17 protein-coding genes are annotated in these 18,291 nt (G+C 71.3%); 2 read left to right on the top strand and 15 right to left on the bottom strand.

The window, feature by feature from the left end; translation table 11 throughout:
* Nucleotides 1-48 precede the first annotated feature (48 nt).
* The 14 genes from DMB66_RS12320 to DMB66_RS12255 form a co-directional block, all read right to left on the bottom strand.
* On the bottom strand, nucleotides 49-1,056 hold the full coding sequence (locus DMB66_RS12320; RefSeq protein WP_125804191.1) for a sugar phosphate isomerase/epimerase: 1,008 nt from the start codon (nucleotides 1,054-1,056) through the stop codon (nucleotides 49-51).
* A 188-nt stretch (nucleotides 1,057-1,244) separates the two neighbouring features.
* Nucleotides 1,245-2,342, bottom strand: coding sequence for a xylose isomerase (locus DMB66_RS12315; protein ID WP_125804190.1), 1,098 nt, complete (start codon nucleotides 2,340-2,342; stop codon nucleotides 1,245-1,247).
* 589 nt (nucleotides 2,343-2,931) lie between these two features.
* The gene (locus DMB66_RS12310; RefSeq protein WP_125804189.1) at nucleotides 2,932-4,116 is read right to left on the bottom strand and encodes a Gfo/Idh/MocA family protein; all 1,185 of its coding nucleotides are present in this window, start codon (nucleotides 4,114-4,116) and stop codon (nucleotides 2,932-2,934) included.
* A gap of 35 nt (nucleotides 4,117-4,151) precedes the next feature.
* Nucleotides 4,152-5,195 (bottom strand): substrate-binding domain-containing protein, encoded by a 1,044-nt coding sequence (locus tag DMB66_RS12305; RefSeq protein ID WP_125804188.1) that lies wholly within the window; start codon nucleotides 5,193-5,195, stop codon nucleotides 4,152-4,154.
* A gap of 62 nt (nucleotides 5,196-5,257) precedes the next feature.
* Entirely contained in the window at nucleotides 5,258-6,337 is a 1,080-nt protein-coding gene (locus DMB66_RS12300; protein ID WP_125804187.1) for an ABC transporter permease, read from the bottom strand.
* 174 nt (nucleotides 6,338-6,511) lie between these two features.
* Complete coding sequence (locus tag DMB66_RS12295; RefSeq protein WP_233624505.1) at nucleotides 6,512-8,014, bottom strand: sugar ABC transporter ATP-binding protein; 1,503 nt, start codon at nucleotides 8,012-8,014, stop codon at nucleotides 6,512-6,514.
* A gap of 158 nt (nucleotides 8,015-8,172) precedes the next feature.
* Nucleotides 8,173-9,351, bottom strand: a complete 1,179-nt coding sequence (locus DMB66_RS12290) for an ROK family transcriptional regulator (protein WP_125804185.1) — start codon at nucleotides 9,349-9,351, stop codon at nucleotides 8,173-8,175.
* Between the two features lie 208 nt (nucleotides 9,352-9,559).
* Entirely contained in the window at nucleotides 9,560-10,630 is a 1,071-nt protein-coding gene (locus DMB66_RS12285; RefSeq protein WP_125804184.1) for a YihY/virulence factor BrkB family protein, read from the bottom strand.
* Between the two features lie 59 nt (nucleotides 10,631-10,689).
* The gene (locus DMB66_RS12280) at nucleotides 10,690-11,499 is read right to left on the bottom strand and encodes an ABC transporter permease (protein WP_125804183.1); all 810 of its coding nucleotides are present in this window, start codon (nucleotides 11,497-11,499) and stop codon (nucleotides 10,690-10,692) included.
* A 31-nt stretch (nucleotides 11,500-11,530) separates the two neighbouring features.
* Complete coding sequence (locus DMB66_RS12275; RefSeq protein ID WP_125804182.1) at nucleotides 11,531-12,283, bottom strand: ABC transporter permease; 753 nt, start codon at nucleotides 12,281-12,283, stop codon at nucleotides 11,531-11,533.
* A gap of 31 nt (nucleotides 12,284-12,314) precedes the next feature.
* Nucleotides 12,315-13,235 carry an ABC transporter ATP-binding protein gene (locus DMB66_RS12270; protein ID WP_125804181.1) on the bottom strand — a complete coding sequence of 307 codons (921 nt, stop codon included), beginning with the start codon at nucleotides 13,233-13,235 and terminating at the stop codon, nucleotides 12,315-12,317.
* 44 nt (nucleotides 13,236-13,279) lie between these two features.
* Nucleotides 13,280-13,810, bottom strand: coding sequence for a hypothetical protein (locus DMB66_RS12265; RefSeq protein ID WP_125804180.1), 531 nt, complete (start codon nucleotides 13,808-13,810; stop codon nucleotides 13,280-13,282).
* Nucleotides 13,807-15,654: a DNA primase gene (gene dnaG, locus DMB66_RS12260; RefSeq protein ID WP_125804179.1), complete on the bottom strand. Its 1,848-nt coding sequence runs from the start codon at nucleotides 15,652-15,654 to the stop codon at nucleotides 13,807-13,809. The genes DMB66_RS12265 and dnaG overlap by 4 nt, the downstream gene beginning before the upstream one ends.
* Before the next feature lie 19 nt (nucleotides 15,655-15,673).
* Nucleotides 15,674-16,894, bottom strand: coding sequence for a deoxyguanosinetriphosphate triphosphohydrolase (locus tag DMB66_RS12255; RefSeq protein ID WP_125804178.1), 1,221 nt, complete (start codon nucleotides 16,892-16,894; stop codon nucleotides 15,674-15,676).
* A 45-nt stretch (nucleotides 16,895-16,939) separates the two neighbouring features.
* On the opposite strand from DMB66_RS12255, the gene DMB66_RS61120 reads away from it, so the two are divergent.
* A complete protein-coding gene (locus tag DMB66_RS61120) occupies nucleotides 16,940-17,083 on the top strand; it encodes a hypothetical protein (RefSeq protein ID WP_158647216.1) in 144 nt (47 codons plus the stop codon).
* On the opposite strand, the gene DMB66_RS12250 is transcribed toward DMB66_RS61120, so the two are convergent.
* Nucleotides 17,073-17,435: a VOC family protein gene (locus tag DMB66_RS12250; RefSeq protein WP_125804177.1), complete on the bottom strand. Its 363-nt coding sequence runs from the start codon at nucleotides 17,433-17,435 to the stop codon at nucleotides 17,073-17,075. The two genes, DMB66_RS61120 and DMB66_RS12250, sit on opposite strands and share 11 nt — an antisense overlap.
* A 171-nt stretch (nucleotides 17,436-17,606) precedes the next feature.
* Here DMB66_RS12250 and DMB66_RS12245 point away from each other — a divergent pair, with 171 nt between their 5' ends.
* Nucleotides 17,607-18,107, top strand: coding sequence for a DUF4388 domain-containing protein (locus DMB66_RS12245; protein WP_125804176.1), 501 nt, complete (start codon nucleotides 17,607-17,609; stop codon nucleotides 18,105-18,107).
* Nucleotides 18,108-18,291: the final 184 nt, after the last annotated feature.

Here is an 18,291-nt window from a genome sequence, read left to right as displayed (position 1 = left end):
GGCCCGGCCCCCACATTGTGGGCCGGGCCTTGGCATGTCCGAGGTGATTCAGGACGACGACGAGAAGGCCGCGTCGAAGGCCGCGCTCGGCGCGTCGAAGGCGAGCCGGCGGACGAACTGCAGCGCCTCCGGGGCGCCGACGAGGCGGTCCATGCCGGCGTCCTCCCACTCGATCGACAGCGGCCCGGAGTAGCCGATCGCGTTCAGCGCCCGGAAGCAGTCCTCCCAGGGCACGTCGCCGTGCCCGGTCGAGACGAAGTCCCAGCCCCGGCGCAGGTCGGCCCAGGGCAGGTGGGAGGCCATCCGGCCGCGGCGGCCGTCACCGGTACGGACCTTCGCGTCCTTGCAGTCGACGTGGTAGATCCGGTCGGCGAACTCGAGGATGAAGTTGACCGGGTCGAGGTCCTGCCAGACGAAGTGGGACGGGTCCCAGTTGAGCCCGAACGCCGGCCGGTGCCCGATCGCGTCGAGCGTGCGGCGGGTGGTCCAGTAGTCGTACGCGATCTCGCTGGGGTGCACCTCGTGCGCGAATCGCACTCCCTCGGCGTCGAAGACGTCGAGGATCGGGTTCCACCGGTCGGCGAAGTCCTGGTAGCCGCGCTCGATCATGGCCGGCGGCACCGGCGGGAACATGGCCACGGTGTGCCAGATCGAGGAGCCGGTGAAGCCGATCACGGTGTCCACGCCCAGGCGAGCGGCGGCGCGGGCGGTGTCCTTCATCCGCTCGGCGGCCCGGCCGCGCACCCCCTCGGCCTCGCCGTCGCCCCAGATCGCCGCGGGCAGGATCTCCTGGTGCCGTTCGTCGATCGGGTGGTCGCAGACCGCCTGGCCGACCAGGTGGTTGGAGATCGCGAAGACCTTCAGGTTGTGCTTCGCGAGTTGCTCGCGCTTGCGGTCGACGTAGTCGTCCTCGGCCAGCGCCCGGTCCACCTCGAAGTGATCGCCCCAGCAGGCGATCTCCAGGCCGTCGTAGCCCCATTCGGAGGCGAGCCGGCAGACCTCGTCGAACGGCAGGTCCGCCCACTGGCCGGTGAAGAGCGTGATGGGTCGCGCCATTGTCAAACTCCCTGTTCGCTGGTGCACGAAGAGGGTTCCGGTGGCCCGCGCGAGGGCGGCGGGCCGGTGGCACAACCGGTCGGGGCGTCGCGGCCGGGCCGGGTTTGCGCCTCCCGGCCTGGCCCGCCCGTCGCGGCGGTGCCAGCACCGACTCTAGAGCCGCGGACTCGGCCGCGAAAGCCCTGCCATCATCGTGCGGCGCAGGCCTCGGCCGGCGGCGAGAGGCCCAGCTCCCCCAAGGCGCTTTTCGCGTACGCGATTTCGGCGCTGGCGCCCTCAGCCGAAGACTCCACGGCGAGGTACTCAGTGCCGGGGTGCTCGCCGCCCGTCAGGTGCCGCAGCGCCGACTGCCAGACCTTGGTGGTGGCGGTCAGCGGCGCCGGGGGCGTGCTGTGCAGCGGGACGTGGCAGCGCACCCGCCACGGGCCGGGCGGGAGGTCGTCGAGCGCCTGGGACAGGTCTGCCACGCGTTCCCCGGCGGGGTTGGTGACCTGGTGCGGGTGCCCCGGTGCCACATACCCGCGCAGGGCCGCCGCGGCCGCGACCGGCTGGGTGGCCTCCAGCGCCGCGGCGATCCGGACCCGGATGACCGAGATGCCGGCCGCGGCGAACTGCACCAGGGCGGCGGCCGGGTCCTGCCAGGTGCAGGCGAGGTTGCACAGGTCGAGGCTGACGCCGAGGCGTTCGCGGTCGAGCCGGCCGAAGGCCTCGACGATCGAGGCGGTGTCGTCGAGCACGAAGCCCGGCTCGGGCTGGAAGCCGACGCGGACCGCCCGGCCGGTGCTCCAGGCCACCTCCGCGAGGCCGGCCGAGAGCCGGGACAGGATCCGGGCGCTCGCCCTGCCCTTACCCTCGTCCCAGCCGTCCCGCGGGCCGAGGCCGGTGGTGGTCACCGCGCCGCGCACGGCGTCCTCGGGCAGCAGGTCGGTGAGGATCCGGGCCAGGTCGAGCGTGTATTCCAGGCGGGCCGGGCTGCTCCAGTCGGGCACCTCGGGGGCCTCGTCGCCGCCCTCGGCGTACGCCACTCCGCTCAACGTGACGATCTCGAGCCCGCGGGCTGCGATCTCGGCACGCAGCCGGGTGCGGGAGCGCGTATCGATGGCGAGGGCGGCGGCGAGGGTGGGCGGGAGCCAGAGGCTCACCCCCAGGGTCTCCACGGCCAGCTGGTCACGAACGGCGGCGTACACGTCGAGGTGCTCGACGACGGCCGGGAGATCCCGGGCGGGCCGCTCGTTGATGCCGTGGCTCAAGTGGACGACCCGGCCCGAGTGGTGGCGCAGACGCATCAGAATCCCTCCTGGGGCGGGGCGTCACCGGTGCATTCGCACGTGCATCGGTTCGTGCAGCGTCCAGTATGGACCACATCGCTGCGAGATTCCGATGCCGCCGTGGCGGACCGACGGGATGCCATGACGCCTCCATCCGTGGGTTGTCTGCCCTCGGATACGAGACTCGACCGCCTGCCGGATCAGCGTCGTACGCGCCGTGCGACGCCATGACCGGCGTAGACCTGATCCACAAAGGGCGGCGGCATCGGCCCGCGCCGATGCCACCGCCCGCCATGAGCTGCCTATGGTCTCTCCGCGGGGCAACTCGACACACCACCGTAGAGAGCGTTATCTGTTCATCAATTGCACACTCGGACACGCACGAGACGATCACACGTGCGGATGTCCCGCGGCTGTCCGGCACCGGCCGGGAACCCGGTCGGTCGATGCCGGACAGCCGCTCCGTCGCACGCCCGACGACCCGGGGCGCAACCGGTTCGTCCCTCGCGGCGTGCTGCGGAGGCATTCCCCCTTCGGGGTTACATTCTGTTTTCCGCCGCGGGCCGGCTCAGTCGGGGTTACATTCTGTTTTCCGCCGCGGGCAGGCTCAGACGGCCGCCAGCGCGGATTCCACGTCGACCCAGGCCGACGCGGCCGCCGAACGCTCGACCGCGTCGAGGACGAGCTGCACCTGCAGCGCGTCGGCGAACGAGGGCGTCGGATCCTGCTCGGCGGCGATCGCCTCGATCAGGTCACGGAACTCATGGGTGAACGTGTGCTCGTAACCGATCGGGTGACCCGGCGGCCACCACGCCGCCATGTACGGGTGATCCGCCTCGGTCACCATGATCCGGCTGAAGCCCTGCTCGGTCGTGGGCAGCGCGGCGTCGTAGAACTCGAGCTCGTTCATCCGTTCGAAGTCGAACACCAGCGAGCCCAGCGAGCCGTTCAGCTCCACCCGCAGCCCGTTCTTGCGGCCGGTCGCGAAGCGGGTCGCCTCGTAGGTGGCGATCGCTCCCCCGTCGAGCCGGGCCAGGAACAGCGCGGCGTCGTCCACTGTCACCTGCCCGCGGCCCGCGCTGCCGTTGCCCTCGGCCGACAGCCCGGCCGCCGCGATGGGCAGCGGCCGCTCCTTGACGAAGGTCTCGGTCAGGGAGCTGACACCGGTGATCGACTGGCCGGTGACGAACTGGGTCAGGTCGACGATGTGTGCGCCGATGTCGCCCAGCGCGCCGGAGCCCGCGACGTCCCGGCGCAGCCGCCAGACCAGTGGGAACTCCGGGTCGACGATCCAGTCCTGCAGGTAGACCGCCCGGACGTGCCGGATGGTGCCGATCCGGCCGTCCGCCACCAGCTGGCGCATCAGCGTGACCGCGGGGACCCGGCGATAGTTGAACGCGCACATCGCCCGTACCCCCCGGGTTTGTGCCTGTGCCGCGGCCCCGGCCATCTCCCGGGCCTCGGCCACCGAATTGGCCAGGGGTTTCTCGCAGAGCACGTGCTTGCCCGCGGCGAGCGCGGCGAGCGCGATCTCGCGATGGGTGTCTCCCGGCGTGCAGATGTCGACCAGGTCGATGTCGTCCCGCTCGACGACCGCACGCCAGTCGGTGGCGTGGCCTTCCCAGCCGAACTTCGCCGCCGCGGCCGCGACCTTTTCCTCGTCGCGGCCGCAGACGACCGACATCCGTGCCGACAGCGGCAGGTCGAAGGCGCGGTTGACGGTTCGCCACGCTTGTGAATGCGCGGCGCCCATGAACGCGTACCCGACCATGCCGACCCGCAGCTGCCCCATGTGATCTCCTTCTACGACAAAGTGGACGGACCCGCTCAGAAGCCGAGCTTGGCGTACTGGGCGGCGTTCTCCTTGGTGATCGTCTCGGAGGCGAGGGTGATCTCCTTGGGCACCTGGAGCTCAACCAGGTCGGACATGCCCTTGTTCTGGCCGATCAGGCGGGCCAGGGAGATCGCCGACGAGGCCATCGACGGGCTGTAGGTCACCGTCGCCTGCAGCACGCTGTTGCCGGCGGTGATCGCGTCGATGGCCGCCTTCGAGCCGGCGCCGCCGACCATGAAGAAGTCCTTGCGGCTCGCCTGGTTGATCGCGGCGAGCACGCCGATGCCCTGGTCGTCGTCGTGGTTCCAGAGGGCGTCCATCTTCGGCAGTGCCTGCAGCAGGTCGGTCGCGGCCTTCTGGCCGCCGTCGGCGGTGAAGTCGGCCGGCCGCCGGTTGGCCACCTTGAAGCCGAAGCTCGCCAGGGCCGCGACGAAGCCCTTCGACCGCTCCTGGGTCAGCTCCAGCGAGTCGATGCCGGGGATCTCGCCGATGATCGGGTTGGCCACGTTCTTGGCCTTGAGCTGCTCGGCGATGTAGGTGCCGGCGGCGATGCCCATGCCGAAGTTGTCGCCCTTGATCTGCAGCCGGTACGCGGCCCGGTCCGGGAACGCCCGGTCCAGGTTGACCACCGGGATGCCGGCCCGCATGGCCTCCAGCCCGACGGCGTTCAGCTCCTTGCCGTCGTGCGGCAGCATCACCAGCACGTTCGGCTTCTGCGCGATCAGGGTGGCCAGCGCCGCCCGCTGGGTGGCGGCGTCCGCACCGGCCTCGACGGCCTTGAGCTCCACGTCGGAGTAGGCGGCGGCCTGAGCCTTGGCGTTGTTGGTGATGGCCGCGATCCAGCCGTGGTCGGCGGCCGGCGCGGAGAAGCCGATGATCACCTTCTGGCCCGGGGCGGCGTTCGGGTTCGCCTCCTCGTTACCGGTGTTGACCTGGGTGTTCTCCTGCGGCGTGTTGCTGGTGCAGGCGGTGAGCAGGGCGCCGGCGCCGAGAGCGGCACCGCCGAAGAGAATGCGGCGACGGGAAAGGTCGGACATCGTTTTTCTCCCAGGGTTGACCGGGCGGCCGTTGCCGGTCGCCTGAAGTGTGGGGGGCTGGGTCAGGAAATGGGCTTGCGCCCGAGGAGTTGGGTGAGGGAGCGGAAGCGGAACTGCTGGACCAGCACGGCCGCGACGATGATGCCGCCCTTGACCATGTTCTGGGCCTCGGTGGAAAGGTTGTTGATCGCGAAGAGGTTGGTGATGGTGGAGAAGACCAGCACACCGAAGAGCGCGCCGATGATGGTGCCGCGGCCGCCGCTGAGCAGCGTGCCACCGATGATCGCCGCAGCGATCGCGTCCAGTTCGTAAAGGTTCGCCATGGCGGCCTGCGCACTGGTCGCCTGGGACGTCAGCATGACCGCCGCGATGCCGCAGCAGAGGCCGGAGAGCGCGTACAGCAGCACGGTGTGGAATTTGACGTTGATGCCGGCCAGCCGGGCGGCCTCCGGGTTGCCGCCGACGGCCACCGTGCGGCGGCCGAACGTGGTGCGGTTGAGCAGCACCCAGCCCGCCGCCACGACCAGCGCCAGGATGTAGACCAGCAGCGGGATGCCGAGCGGCCGGGTGCTGGCGATGTCGTTGATCGTGGTGTTCGTCGACACCTGGGTCTGCTTGCCGGAGATCTGCGCCGCCACGCCGCGGGCCGCGACCATCATGGCCAGCGTCGCGATGAAGGGCACCAGCCGGCCGTACGAGATCAGCACGCCGTTGATCAGGCCGACCACGATCCCGACCACGACGGCGGTGAAGATCATGCCGAGGGTGCCGTAGCTCTGCGTCGCCAGCGTCGTCGACCAGACGCCGGCCACCGCGATGATCGCGCCCACCGACAGGTCGATGCCGCCACCGATGATCACGAACGTCATGCCGACGGTGACCACGCCGATCGCGGAGGCCTGCTGGAGGATCGTGAAGGTGTTGTTCTTCACCCAGGTGGCGTCGCCGTACAGCTCGGGCCGGGTGACGGCGCCGATGATCACCAGGATCACCAGCACGCCGATCAGGCCGAGGTTGCGGCGCAGCGGCTCCGCGCCGTCGCCCTTGAACCAGTCGGCCGGCGACAGCCTCTTGCCGGGCTGCGGCGGGTCGACCGGCGGGCTCTGCGCCGGCAGGCTCGCCTTGGTCGTCTGATCGGTCATGCTGTGCCTCCCTCTGGCATGCCCTTCTGGCCCTCGCGGTCCCGGCCGTTGCCGGCCGCCGGGAGGCGACGCTCGGTGCAGGCGGTCATGCTGTGCCTCCCTCTGGCATGCCCTTCTGGCCCTCGCGGTCCCGGCCGTTGCCGGCCGCCGGGAGGCGACGCTCGGTGCAGGCGGTCATGCCGGCTCCCCTTCCATCAGAGATCCCGCCATGACGAGATCAAGAACTGTGGCTTCGTCGATCTCGCTCGCGGGCGCCTCGTGGATCAGGTGCCCCTCGCGCATGACCAGGACCCGGTCGGCCAGACCGAGCACCTCGGGGACCTCGCTGGAGACCAGCAGCACGCCGACACCGCCGGCGGCGAGATCCTGGATGACCTGGTAGAGCTCGGCCCGGGCGCCGACGTCCACGCCGCGGGTCGGCTCGTCGAGCAGCAGCAGCTTGGTTCCGCCGAGCAGCCACCGGCCCACGACGACCTTCTGCTGGTTGCCGCCGGAGAGGGTGCGGACCGGGCGGCTCACGTCGCGCGGGCGCAGCTCCAGGGATTCGGCGGTCTGCGCGGCCGCCGACCGCTCCTTGCCGGCGTCGGTGAAGCCGCCCCGCGCGAAGCCGGCGAAGGTGGCCAGCGTCATGTTCCGATAGATCGGCTCGTCCAGCAGCAGCGCCTGGCTCTTGCGCTCCTCCGGGGCCATGCCCATGCCGGCCTTGACCGCGCCGCCGATCGTGGTGATCCGCTTGCCGTTCAGGGTGACCGTGCCGCTGTCCGCCCGCCGGGCCCCGAAGATGGTCTCCAGCAGCTCCGAGCGGCCCGAGCCGACCAGCCCCGCGATGCCGACGATCTCGCCCGCCTTGACGGTCAGCGACGCGTCCGCGAACTCGCCCGCGCGGGTCAGCCCGTCGACCGCCAGCAGCGGGGTGGTGCCGGTCTTCGCCTCGCGCGGCGGGAAGACGTACTCGATGGTCCGCCCGGTCATCCGGCTGACCAGTTCCCGGGTCGGCGTGCTGCGCGCCGGCAGGTTGGCGGCGGTGGTCCGGCCGTCCTTGAGCACGGTGACCCGGTCGCCGATGTCGCGGATCTCCTCCAGCCGATGCGAGATGTAGATGACCGCGATGCCGTGCGAGGTCAGCTCGCGGATGATCCGGAAGAGGTTCTCGACCTCGTCGTGGGCGAGCACGGCGCTGGGCTCGTCCATCACGATCAGCCGGGCGTCGTGCGAGAGCGCGCGGGCCATGCTGACGATCTGTTTGCCGGCCGCGGGCAGCGACCGGACCAGGCGGCGCGGGGAGATGTGGTCGTGCCCGAGCCGGGCCAGGATCTCCCTGGTCCGGTGCGCGGTGGAGCGCCGGCGCAGGAAGCCGCCCCGGCTCTCCTCGTGGCCGAGGAAGGCGTTCTCGGCGACGGAGAGATCATCGACGAGGTCGAGCTCCTGGTAGATCGTGGCGATCCCGGCCCGCATCGCGGCCTGCGGGCTGGCCGGGGCGAAGGACTCACCCAGCCAGGTGACCTCGCCCTCGTCGGCGTGGTGCACCCCGGCGAGAACCTTGATGAGAGTGGACTTCCCGGCGCCGTTCTGGCCGAGCAGGCAGTGCACCTCGCCGGCCCGGACCTCGAGCTGGACGCCGTCGAGCGCCCGCACGCCGGGGAACGTCTTGACGACGCCGTCCAGGCGGAGCACCACCTCGCCGATGCCGTCGCGCTCGGCGTCGCCGTCGCGCTGAGCGGGAACGGCTGCCCCGGGCGGCACGGTGGAGCCGCCCGGGGAGCCGTCAGCGGTGGCCTCCGCCGGCGGGGTGACCTCGGCGGCGGGCAGGTCGTCGCGGGCCGGTTCGGGGGCGGTCATGACGCCTGCTCGAAGGCCGTGTCGCTGGCCAGGACCGCCGCGCCGCTGACGCCGGCTCGGGCGCCCAGTTCGCTGAGCACGACCGGCAGGTTGCCGGTGGCCAGCGGCAGGGAGCGGCGGTAGACCACGCTGCGGATCTCGGCGAGCAGGATGTGGCCGAGCTGGGCGAGCCCGCCCCCGATGACGATCATCGACGGGTTCGCGAAGCTCACCAGCGTGGCCAGCGTCGCACCGACCCGGCGGCCGCCGTCGCGGATCAGCCGGATGCAGATGACGTCGCCCTCGGCGGCGCCCTCGGCCACGTCGCGGGCGCCGATCTCGCCGTTGGCCGCGAGCCGTTCGGCCAGCGCCGGTGAATCGCCGCTGCGGGCCGCCGCGCCGGCGTCCCGGGCCAGGGCCGCGCCGCTGAACAGCGCTTCCAGGCAACCGGCGTTGCCGCACGAGCACATCGGCCCGTGCGCGTCGACCTGGATGTGACCGATGTCGCCCGCGCAGCCGTCCACTCCCCGGTAGACACCGCCGCCGAGGTGGATCCCGCAGCCGATGCCCGTGCCTATCTTGACGAAGAGGAAGTCGTCCACGGAGTGGGCGACCCCGCCGTGCCGCTCCCCGATGGCCATGATGTTCACGTCGTTGTCCACCACGGCCGGGCAACCGTGCTCGCGGGCGAGCAGCTCACGCACCGGATAGCGGTCCCAGCCCGGCATGATCGGCGGCGAGACGGGCACACCGTCGCGGAAGCTCACCGGCCCGGGAACGCCGATGCCGACGGCATCGAGCCGGTCGTAGGCGCCGTCGGTGCGGGCCTTGGCGAGCAACTCGTTGACCCGGTGCAGGATGGCTTTCGGCCCGGACCGGATGTCGGCGCCCTCCTGGTACGCCGCGACGGGCTCGAGTCGGCCGTTGGTGACCTCGACGTCGATGGAGCTGGCGCCGAGGTCGACGGCGGCGAAGCGCAGCCGCGGCTGCAACTCGACGAGGGTGGAGCGCCGGCCACCCCGCGAGGCGGCCATCCCGGCCTCGGCGATGTAGCCGGCGGCGACGAGCCGCTCGACCTCGGCGAGCAGGCGGGGACGGGTCAGATCGAGCCGATCACCGAGCTCCGCCCGGGAGATCGGACCCTCGTCCCGCAGCAGGCGCAACAGGCGCAGATGGGGGGCATCGATGACGTGCACGGGCACCTCCGGCCGTTCACACCGCCGAAACGGGACGGTGTCACGCCCGTCACACTAGGGCCCTTCCGGCGCGCTAGTCCATACCTTCTCGATGATCCCCGCAAACTTTTGTCGTCTGATTCAAAAGTCACCGCGCTCGGTGGCCACCTCGTCACCCGTTCCTCGGGGGCAGCGGACTCCGTAAGTCCGGCCGAACCGCGCCGGCTCGCTAGTCGGTGCTCAGGCCCTTCTCGCTGCCCTTCTTGAGCTTGCGGTCGTCACGCAGCTGCAGGAACGGCTCGTCGTCGGCCGGGTGACCGGCGGCGATCGCCCGGCCCCGTTCCAGTTCGGCGTCCAACTCGGCGCCGGTCATGATGGCGATGTTCGAGATCCACAGCCAGACCAGGAAGGCGATGACGCCACCGAGCGTGCCGTACGTCTTGTTGTAGTCGGCGAAGTTCGCCAGGTATACCGCGAAGGCGCCGGAGGCGAGCATCCAGATCACGACCGCGAAGACGCCGCCCGGGCTGACCCAGCGGAAGCCGCCCGTCCTGGCGTTCGGCGAGGCCCAGTAGAGGATCGCGAACATCAGGCTGACCAGGATGACCAGGACCGGCCACTTGGCGATGTTCCAGGTGGTGACGGCCGCCGAGCCGAGACCGATGGTGTCGCCGACCGCCTGGGCGAGGTCACCGGTGAAGACCACGATGACCGTCGCGAGGATCAGCATCACGCCGATGACTGCGGTGACACCGAGCCGGATCGGCAGGGTCTTCCAGATCGGCCGGCCCTCGGGCACGTCGTAGATCGCGTTCGAGGCGCGCATGAAGGCGCCGACGTAGCCGGACGCCGACCAGAAGGCCACCGCGAGGCCGAGGATCGCCGCGAGACCGGCGGCGCCCGAGCCCGAGACCTGGCTGATCACCTGGTTCAGGAGATCCTTGAGCTGGTTCGGCGCGATCTCGCCGACGGTGTCCTGCACGGTCTGCTTGCCGTCGTCGCCGAGCAGGCCGAGGATCGACACCAGCACCAGCAGGCCCGGGAAGATGGACAGCACCCCGTAGTAGGTGAGCGCGGCGGCCCAGTCCGTGACGTTGTCCTCGGAGAACTGCTTGAACGTGCGCCTGAGCGCGGCGAACACGCCCCTGGCCTGCAGCTGCGCGGGGCTGTCCGGGCCGGCGCCGGGGCCGGGCGCGGCCAGATCGGTGGCCTTGTCCTCGCTCGTCCGGACACTCGTCACGTCGTGGCGGGCCTTGTCCGCGGCCTCTCCCGTCGTGTCCTTGTCCTTGCGCAACTTCATGCCTGGGGTGGTGCCCGCTGTCATGGCCGGCTAACCACCGGATCTCAGCGACCTTTCAGCTACCGGCAGAGCAGCTTTTCCATCCGGCGGCCCGCCACTGTCAGGCCGAGCGCGACCAGCGCCAGCAGGTAGAGCACGTCCAGCGCCTGGACCCAGCCCACCGCGCCGGTCGTGACCGCGCGGATCAGGTCGACCGCGCGGTACAGCGGCGTCACCTCGACCACCCAGCGCAGCACCGACGGATATGCCTGCGCCGGGACGAACGTGCCGGAGAACAGGAACAGCGCGAACTGGGCCGAGGACATCAGGTCGAAGTCCTGCCAGCTGCGCATGAACGTGGACAGCGACATGCCGACGGCGCCAAAGGCGAAACCCACCAGCACCGCCGCCCCGAACGCGCCCACCGCCAGGCCCGGCGTGGTCAGGCCCATCGCCACCATGACCACCAGGAACGCCGCCGCGTAGATGTTGCCGCGGATCATCGCCCAGGCCAGCTCGCCCATCGCGATCTCGATCGGCCGTACGGGGGTGGCCAGCATCCCGTCGTACAGCTTCATGAACTTCATCTTCCCGAAGAAGTTGAAGGTCGTCTCCGCCAGCGCGCCGGTCATCGCCGACGAGGCGAGCATCGCCGGTGCGACGAACGCCGCGTAGTCGATCACCCGGCCGTCGGGCAGCGTCAGGTCGCCGACCAGGCTGCCCACCCCGATCCCGATCGAGAACAGGTAGAGCACCGGTTCCAGGAAGCCCGAGGCCATCACCAGCCAGTACGACGGCTGCAGCGACGCCACGTTGCGCTCGACCACCGACGCCGAACGCCGCCCGGCGCCCTCGAACGAGACCAGCCGCGGCAGCAGCAGAGTCACCATCTCAGCAGTCCCCTCACGCCACTCACGCCTCTCACACCACAAGCCGGCGGGCGAACTGCCGGTAGGCCAGCAGCCAGCCGACGCCCGCCCACAGCGCCAGATAGAGCACGTGCCCGGCCGGCGACCAGGCCGGCGCGACGCCCAGCGTGGCGGCCCGGCTCAGGTCGACGCCGTGCCACAGCGGCAGCGCGTAGGCGATCCAGCGCAGCGCGCCCGGCAGCGACTCGACCGGGAAGAACACCCCGGAGAACAGCGACATCGGGATCACCCCGAGGCGGAACAGCACGGCCAGATAGCTGTCGGTGCGGATCGTCGACGCATACGCGAAGGTCGGGGTGGCCACCGCCAGGCCGACCAGGCCCGCGATCGGCAGGATCGCCAGCGCCCACCACGAGTGCGTCGTGCCGAACGCCGCAGCGACAAGCAGGAACGCCCCGCAACTGGTCAGCGTGCGGAACACGGCGAACGCCAGATGCCCGTCGAGGATGTCCGCGACGCGCAGCGGGGCGGCCGACTGCCCGAAGTAGATCCGCCGCCACTCGAAGCCACCCAGCACCGGCCAGGTCGATTCGCCGATGGCGATCTGCATGGCCGTGGAGGCGATCAGGCCCGGCACCATCCAGTCCAGGTAGGGCACCCCCTCGACGCCGCCGGTGACATAGGCCCCGACGCCCACGCCGAAGCCGACCATGGTCAGCAGCGGCAGCACGAACGACGACAGCACGCTGCCCCGCCAGACCCGCCGGTAGCTGACCAGGTGGTATTCGAAGACGGCTCGGGTCATGCCCCGCCGCGTCGCCCGGCTGCGGGTGGCCTCAATCGACAAGGGTCCGGCCCGTCAGGTGCAGGAAGACGTCTTCCAGGCTGCTGCGGCGGACCAGCACGCCGGCCGGGCTCAGCGCCCGGCGCTGCACCTCGGCCACCGCCTCGTCGCCGTCGGTGACATAGAGCAGGATGCGGTCGGGCAGGACCTCCACGCGCTCCCCCACGCCGGTCAGCTTGCCCGCGAAGACCTCCTGCGACTCCGCGTTGAAGCGCAGCTCGACGACCTCGCGGGTCGAATATCGCTCGATCAGGGCGCGGGGTGAGCCCTCCGCGACGATCCGGCCGCCGTCCATCACCACCAGGCGGTCGCAGAGCTGCTCGGCCTCGTCCATGTAATGGGTGGTCAGGACCAGCGTCACGCCCTGCTGCTTGAGCCGGAACAGGCGCTCCCAGACCAGGTGGCGGGCCTGCGGGTCGAGGCCGGTGGTGGGCTCGTCGAGCAGCACGATCTCGGGCTCGTTGACCAGCGCGCGGGCGATCGTCAGCCGGCGTCTCATGCCGCCGGACAACGGCTCGACCTTGCTGTCGGCGCGCTCGGTGAGCTGGACGAAGTCGAGCAGCTCGGCGGCGCGGGCCCGGGCGACCTTGCGGGGGATGCCGAAGAAACGGGCGTAGGTGGTGAGATTTTCCCGGACGGTCAGGTCGAGGTCGAGGTTGTCGAGCTGGGGGCAGACGCCCAGCCGGGCGCGGATCGCCGGGCCGTCCCGCCGGGGATCCAGGTCGAGGATGCGCAGCACGCCGTCGGTGGGCGGTGAGACACAGCCGATCATGCGCATGGTGGAACTCTTGCCCGCGCCGTTGGGGCCCAGGAAGCCGAACGCCTCGCCGCGCCGCACGTCGACGTCGATGCCGTCGACCGCGGTGAAGTCGCCGAACCTCTTGACCAGCCCCCGGGCGTGAATGAGTGTCACCCCCGGGACCCTAGTGAGGGGGTCTGACAAAAATCTCCCGGATTTCAGGCCGGCGGGGTGGTCGCCTCCCGCGCCGAACCGACCAGCTGATCGGTGACCTCGACGATCGGCTCGGCGTTCACGGCGGTCTTGGCGTCGTACCGGACCGCCCAGCTCAGGCCGTCGACCCCGCTGACCCGGCGGCCGACCACCCGGACCCCGCCGTGCGGCGGCAGCGGGTGGTGTGACGTGTATGCGACCGAGCGCGTCACCCGGCTGCGCACCTGGTCGGGCAGCTCACCGGGCGCCAGCAGCAGGAAGCCCCGCACCGGCGCGTCGACCAGCACCGCATATCCGTCGCGTTCCTGGGCCACCTCGGCCGGCGTGATCAGCAGCTCGCGGCCGGACCAGGCCGCCTTGTGGATCTCGTGCCAGCCCAGCCGGCCGCCGCCGGGCAGCCACAGGCCCCGGTTGGTGGCGATCAGCACCTGCTCGCCCGGCTCACCGACGAAGGCCCACGCCAGGACGCGCTCCTCCGCCTCGAGGGCCGGCCGCAGCGCGGCGGGAAGCTTGGGACGCCGACGAAAGAGACTCACAATCCACCTGCCGCTTGGTCGCGCAGGGCGCGAGCGTGCTGTTCGAGCGAGAAGAGCTCCCCGGCCAGGGCCAGATACTCGTCCCTGTGCGCGACCGGGTTGATCCGCTGCACCTTGGACTTCAGTTCCTTGATCCGGGTGGTGACCGCGCCGACCTGCAACCGGGCCAGCGTCACCTGGACGTACCGCAGATCGGCCTCGCCGTCGACGTGCAGCGGGACCACCGCCAGCTCGCCGACCAGGGCCTTGCCGCCCAGGTCGTCGCAGGCGTCGCGGACCGATTCGATCCAGCCGGCGCCGCCGGTGGCCGTCGTGGTGCCGCCGGCGGCCGCGATCGCCTTGCGAATGCCCTGGAAGACGTCATCGCCGTAGCACTCCGTGCCCAGCGCGTCGAACATCGGGCCGGCCAGCACCGGATATTGCAGGGCCAGCTTCAGCGCCTCGCGTTCCACCAGGCGCTGTGGGCTGTCGACCGGCTTGCGCGGGGTGGGCGCGCCGGACTGCTCCGGCGACGAGGCGGCGGCCACCGCGCGCTGCACCGGCTCCAGGTCCATGCCGAGGTCGCCGGCGAGCTTGCGGGCGTACTCCGGGCGCTTCTCCCGGTCTTTGATCTTGGCCACCAGCGGCGCGGCCCGGCGCATCGCCTCGACCCGTCCCTCGACGGTGTCCAGGTCGAAGCGCGACAGGGTCTGCCGCAGCGCGAAGTCGACCAGCGGCTCCCGGCTCGCGATCATGTCGCGGACCGCCAGGTCGCCCCGGGCCAGCCGCAGCTCGCAGGGGTCCATGTTGTCCGGGCTGACCGCGATGAAGGTGCGCCCGACGAAGCGCTGATCCTCCTCGAACGCCCGCAGCGCCGCCTTCTGCCCGGCCGCGTCCCCGTCGAAGGTGTAGATGATCTCGCCGGTGAAGCTGTCGCTGTCCATCAGCAGCCGGCGCAGCACGGCGATGTGATCGATGCCGAACGACGTGCCGCAGGTGGCCACGGCCGTCGGCTCGCCGGCCTCGTGGCAGGCCATCACGTCGGTGTAGCCCTCGACAATGACCGCCCGGCCCTGCTTGGCCATCTCCCGCTTGGCGTGGTCGATGCCGTAGAGCACGTGCGACTTCTTGTAGAGCGGCGACTCCGGGGTGTTCAGATATTTCGGGCCGTCGTCGTCGTCGAACAGCTTGCGCGCCCCGAAGCCGATCACGTCGCCGGTCAGGTCCCGGATCGGCCAGAGCAGCCGGCGGCGGAACCGGTCGATGAGCGAGCCGGAGCGGGCCGGCTTGGCCAGGCCACCGGCGGTCAGCTCGTCGGCGGTGAAGCCCTGCTGCCGCAGGTGCTTGGTGAGCAGGTCCCAGCCGTCGGGGGCGAAGCCGCAGGCATACCGCTCGGCGGCGTCGCGGCCGAAGCCGCGCTGGGCCAGGAACTCGCGGGCCTTGCGGGCGCCGGGCGTGGTCAGCTGCTCCTGGTAGAACTCGGCGGCGGCCGCGTGCGCCGCGATCAGCCGCTGTTTCTGGCCGGGCTGCTGGCGCGGACCCTCGTTCTTGAAGCCCGATTCGTCGTATCGCAGCTGGAGGCCGGCCCGGCCGGCGAGCCGCTCGACGGACTCCAGAAAGGTCAGGTGCTCGGCGTCCATCAGGAACTTGATGGCGTCACCACCAGCCCCGCAGCCGTGGCAAAAATAGACATTTCGGGCGGGTGACACGGTGAACGACGGGGTCTTCTCGTCGTGGAACGGGCACAGGCCCTTGAGGTTGCCGCCGCCCGCCGAGCGCAGCGTCACGGTCTCGTTGATGATGTCCGCGATCGAGGTCCGGTCGCGGACCAACGCGATGTCCTCGTCCTTGACCCTGCCCGCCACGGCTACATACTGCCTCGCCTCACCGACCGGCTGCCAGCAGGGTCCGGTGCCACCGGACGGCCGCCGGGTCGGTCAGCGACGCGACCTGGTCGATGACCACACGCAGCCGGGCCGCGTCGGTCTCCGCCGCCTTCCACAGCTCGACGAACATCGGGTCGAGGTGGTCCGGCGCGCGCTCGCTGAGCACCGCCACCAGGTCGATGAGGATGGCGCGCTGGCGCTCGTACCACTCCTCGGCGGCGCGGGCGCGCATCACGTAGCGCAACGCCATGCCCTTGAGCAGCGCGCACTGGTTACGCACCGTGCGCGGCACGATGAGGTCGACGTCGTAGCGGCGGAGCGGGTCGGAGCCGTGCCGGCTGTTCGTCGCGCCGACCGCCGAGGAGACGAAGCGGCCGGTCAGCACGCTGGTCATCCGTTTGAGGGCGACCTGCGAGCGATAGCCGCCGTCATAGTCGGTGGCGGCGGTCACCACCTCGTCGGCGAGCAGCAGCCGCAGCGCCTCGCCCAGCGCCTCGGGGGTCTCGTCCGAGTAGGTGGCGGCCACGTCGGCGCAGAGCTCGGCCCGCTCGTCGGCGTCGTGCAGCAGCGGCCCGAGCGAGAGGTAGCCGCCGTGCACCCCGTCCTCGACGTCGTGCACCGAATAGGCCACGTCGTCGGCCCAGTCCATGACCTGTGCCTCCAGGCAGCGGCGCTCGCCGGCGGGCGCGGGCTGCCGGATCCAGTCGAAGACCGGCCGGTCGTCGTCGTAGACCCCGAATTTGCGCGTGCCGGGCCGGCGCGGCCAGGGGTATTTGCAGCTGGCGTCGAGCGAGGCCCGGGTGAGGTTGAGGCCGGCGCCGTCGACCTTGGCCTCCAGCCGGGTGAGCACGCGCAGGGTCTGCGCGTTGCCCTCGAAGCCGCCGCAGGACCGGGCGGCCTCGTCCAGGGCGGCCTCGCCGTTGTGCCCGAAGGGCGGGTGCCCGATGTCGTGGGCCAGCCCGGCCACGTCCACCACGTCCGGGTCGCAGCCCAGCCGGGCGCCCATCTCGCGGGAGATCTGGGCGACCTCGAGCGAGTGGGTCAGCCGGGTCCGCAGGAAGTCGTCGGAGCCGGCGGTGTGCACCTGGGTCTTGGCGGCGAGCCGGCGGAAGCCGGCCGAGTGCAGGACACGGGCCCGGTCGCGCTCGTACTGGGTGCGCCCGTAGCCGCTGTCCTTGGCGGGCTCGCGCACCCAGCGATGGGCATCGCCGTCCGTCATGTCCCCCACCCTAAGGTGTCCGTCGCGCGCGCCGATGCGAATGGTGTGGAGTCCCATGCGCACACCCGGCCCCGGTTCACCATCGTCGCCCGCCTGGTGCTCATGGCGGCCATCGGCGTGGCCTCGGTGGTGCTGGTCAGCGTCGCCGCCGGCGAGATCCGGGGCCTGATCGGTCAGTTCACCTACTAGTCGCGCCGCGCGCGGACAGCACGCAGAACTCGTTGCCCTCCGGGTCGGCGAGCACCACCCAGCTCTCGGTTCCCTGGCCGATGTCCGCCGGCCGGGCGCCCATGTCGACCAGGCGCTCGACCTCGGCCTCCTGGTCGTCCGGGCGCAGGTCGAGGTGCAGCCGGTTCTTCACCTTCTTCGCGTCCGGCACCGACAGGAACAGCAGACCGGGCAGCGTCTCCGGGCTCCGCCGGATCTCCACCTCGTCGGGCTCCTCGTGCACGATCCGGTATCCGAGGGCCTCCGCCCACCAGCGGGCCAGCCGTGCCGGGTCCTCCGCGTCGACAACGACCTGCTCCCACTGACTGGGCATCGGCTCTCCTTACCGCGAGGTTATCGAAAAGTGACGATGATATTACGCGTATCGGGCGGCGGGGCCACTTGGGAAACGACGCACCGCACGTGCGGCCTCCTCCGGTGCGGCGGCTGAGACTCCACTGACAGGTCGATGCCTGTTCCGCCGTGGCCCGAAGGAGCGCCCACCGTGAACGCACTGCGCCACCTGCTCACCAACCTCGCCGAGTCCGGGCGTACCGGGGCCCTGCACGTCGGCGCCGACGGAGGGGTGATCTACCTGGTCGCGGGCCGGATCACGCACGCCGAGGCGCCGGCCTGCCCGGGCATCGGCGAGCGGCTGATCGCTTCCGGGCGGCTGTCCGCGGCGGCGTGGCAGGCGGCCTACGTGGCCGGCCGGTGCACCGGGACCGTCGGCCGGGCGCTGGTGCACGACGGCCGCCTCGGCCACCACGAGCTGGCCTGCCGGGTCGTCGCCGCGATCACCGACGCCACCCACGCGCTGCTGCAGTGCGGCGACGACGCAGCGATGCGCTTCGTTCCGGGCGAGCGGCACTGGTTCGGCGCGGTCGCCCAGATCGAGCTCGGCGGTCTCGGCACCGAGACCGCCAAGCGGCTGTTCACCCGGCCCACACCGCACCGGTCCCGGGCCGCCCGGCGGAGCCGGCCACGCGTCCGGACAACAAGATGAGCATCGAAGGCGCCGACGCACACCGGGTGCGACCGTGGATCTCAGCGTGGCCGCAGGATGGCCCATTGTGACGGCTCGGACGACAAGGGCCGGGCCGAGCACGACCAGCGATATCCCGGCCGGCCGTGGCAACGGAGCCCGGCAGTCCCGCCAGCGGCCGGGCATGGCGAACGGCGGGAGCATC

Source organism: Actinoplanes sp. ATCC 53533 (genome assembly GCF_003947245.1).
This window is presented reverse-complemented; position numbering and strand designations above follow the sequence as displayed.

Coding starts and splice junctions, on each gene's coding strand:
- DMB66_RS12250 (WP_125804177.1), bottom strand. CDS start 17,435: ATGCCCAGTCAGTGGGAGCAGGTCGTTGTCGACGCGGAGGACCCGGCA.
- DMB66_RS12285 (WP_125804184.1), bottom strand. CDS start 10,630: ATGAAGTTGCGCAAGGACAAGGACACGACGGGAGAGGCCGCGGACAAG.
- DMB66_RS12275 (WP_125804182.1), bottom strand. CDS start 12,283: ATGACCCGAGCCGTCTTCGAATACCACCTGGTCAGCTACCGGCGGGTC.
- DMB66_RS12320 (WP_125804191.1), bottom strand. CDS start 1,056: ATGGCGCGACCCATCACGCTCTTCACCGGCCAGTGGGCGGACCTGCCG.
- DMB66_RS12310 (WP_125804189.1), bottom strand. CDS start 4,116: ATGGGGCAGCTGCGGGTCGGCATGGTCGGGTACGCGTTCATGGGCGCC.
- DMB66_RS12300 (WP_125804187.1), bottom strand. CDS start 6,337: ATGACCGATCAGACGACCAAGGCGAGCCTGCCGGCGCAGAGCCCGCCG.
- DMB66_RS12315 (WP_125804190.1), bottom strand. CDS start 2,342: ATGCGTCTGCGCCACCACTCGGGCCGGGTCGTCCACTTGAGCCACGGC.
- DMB66_RS12255 (WP_125804178.1), bottom strand. CDS start 16,894: ATGACGGACGGCGATGCCCATCGCTGGGTGCGCGAGCCCGCCAAGGAC.
- DMB66_RS12305 (WP_125804188.1), bottom strand. CDS start 5,195: ATGTCCGACCTTTCCCGTCGCCGCATTCTCTTCGGCGGTGCCGCTCTC.
- DMB66_RS12280 (WP_125804183.1), bottom strand. CDS start 11,499: ATGGTGACTCTGCTGCTGCCGCGGCTGGTCTCGTTCGAGGGCGCCGGG.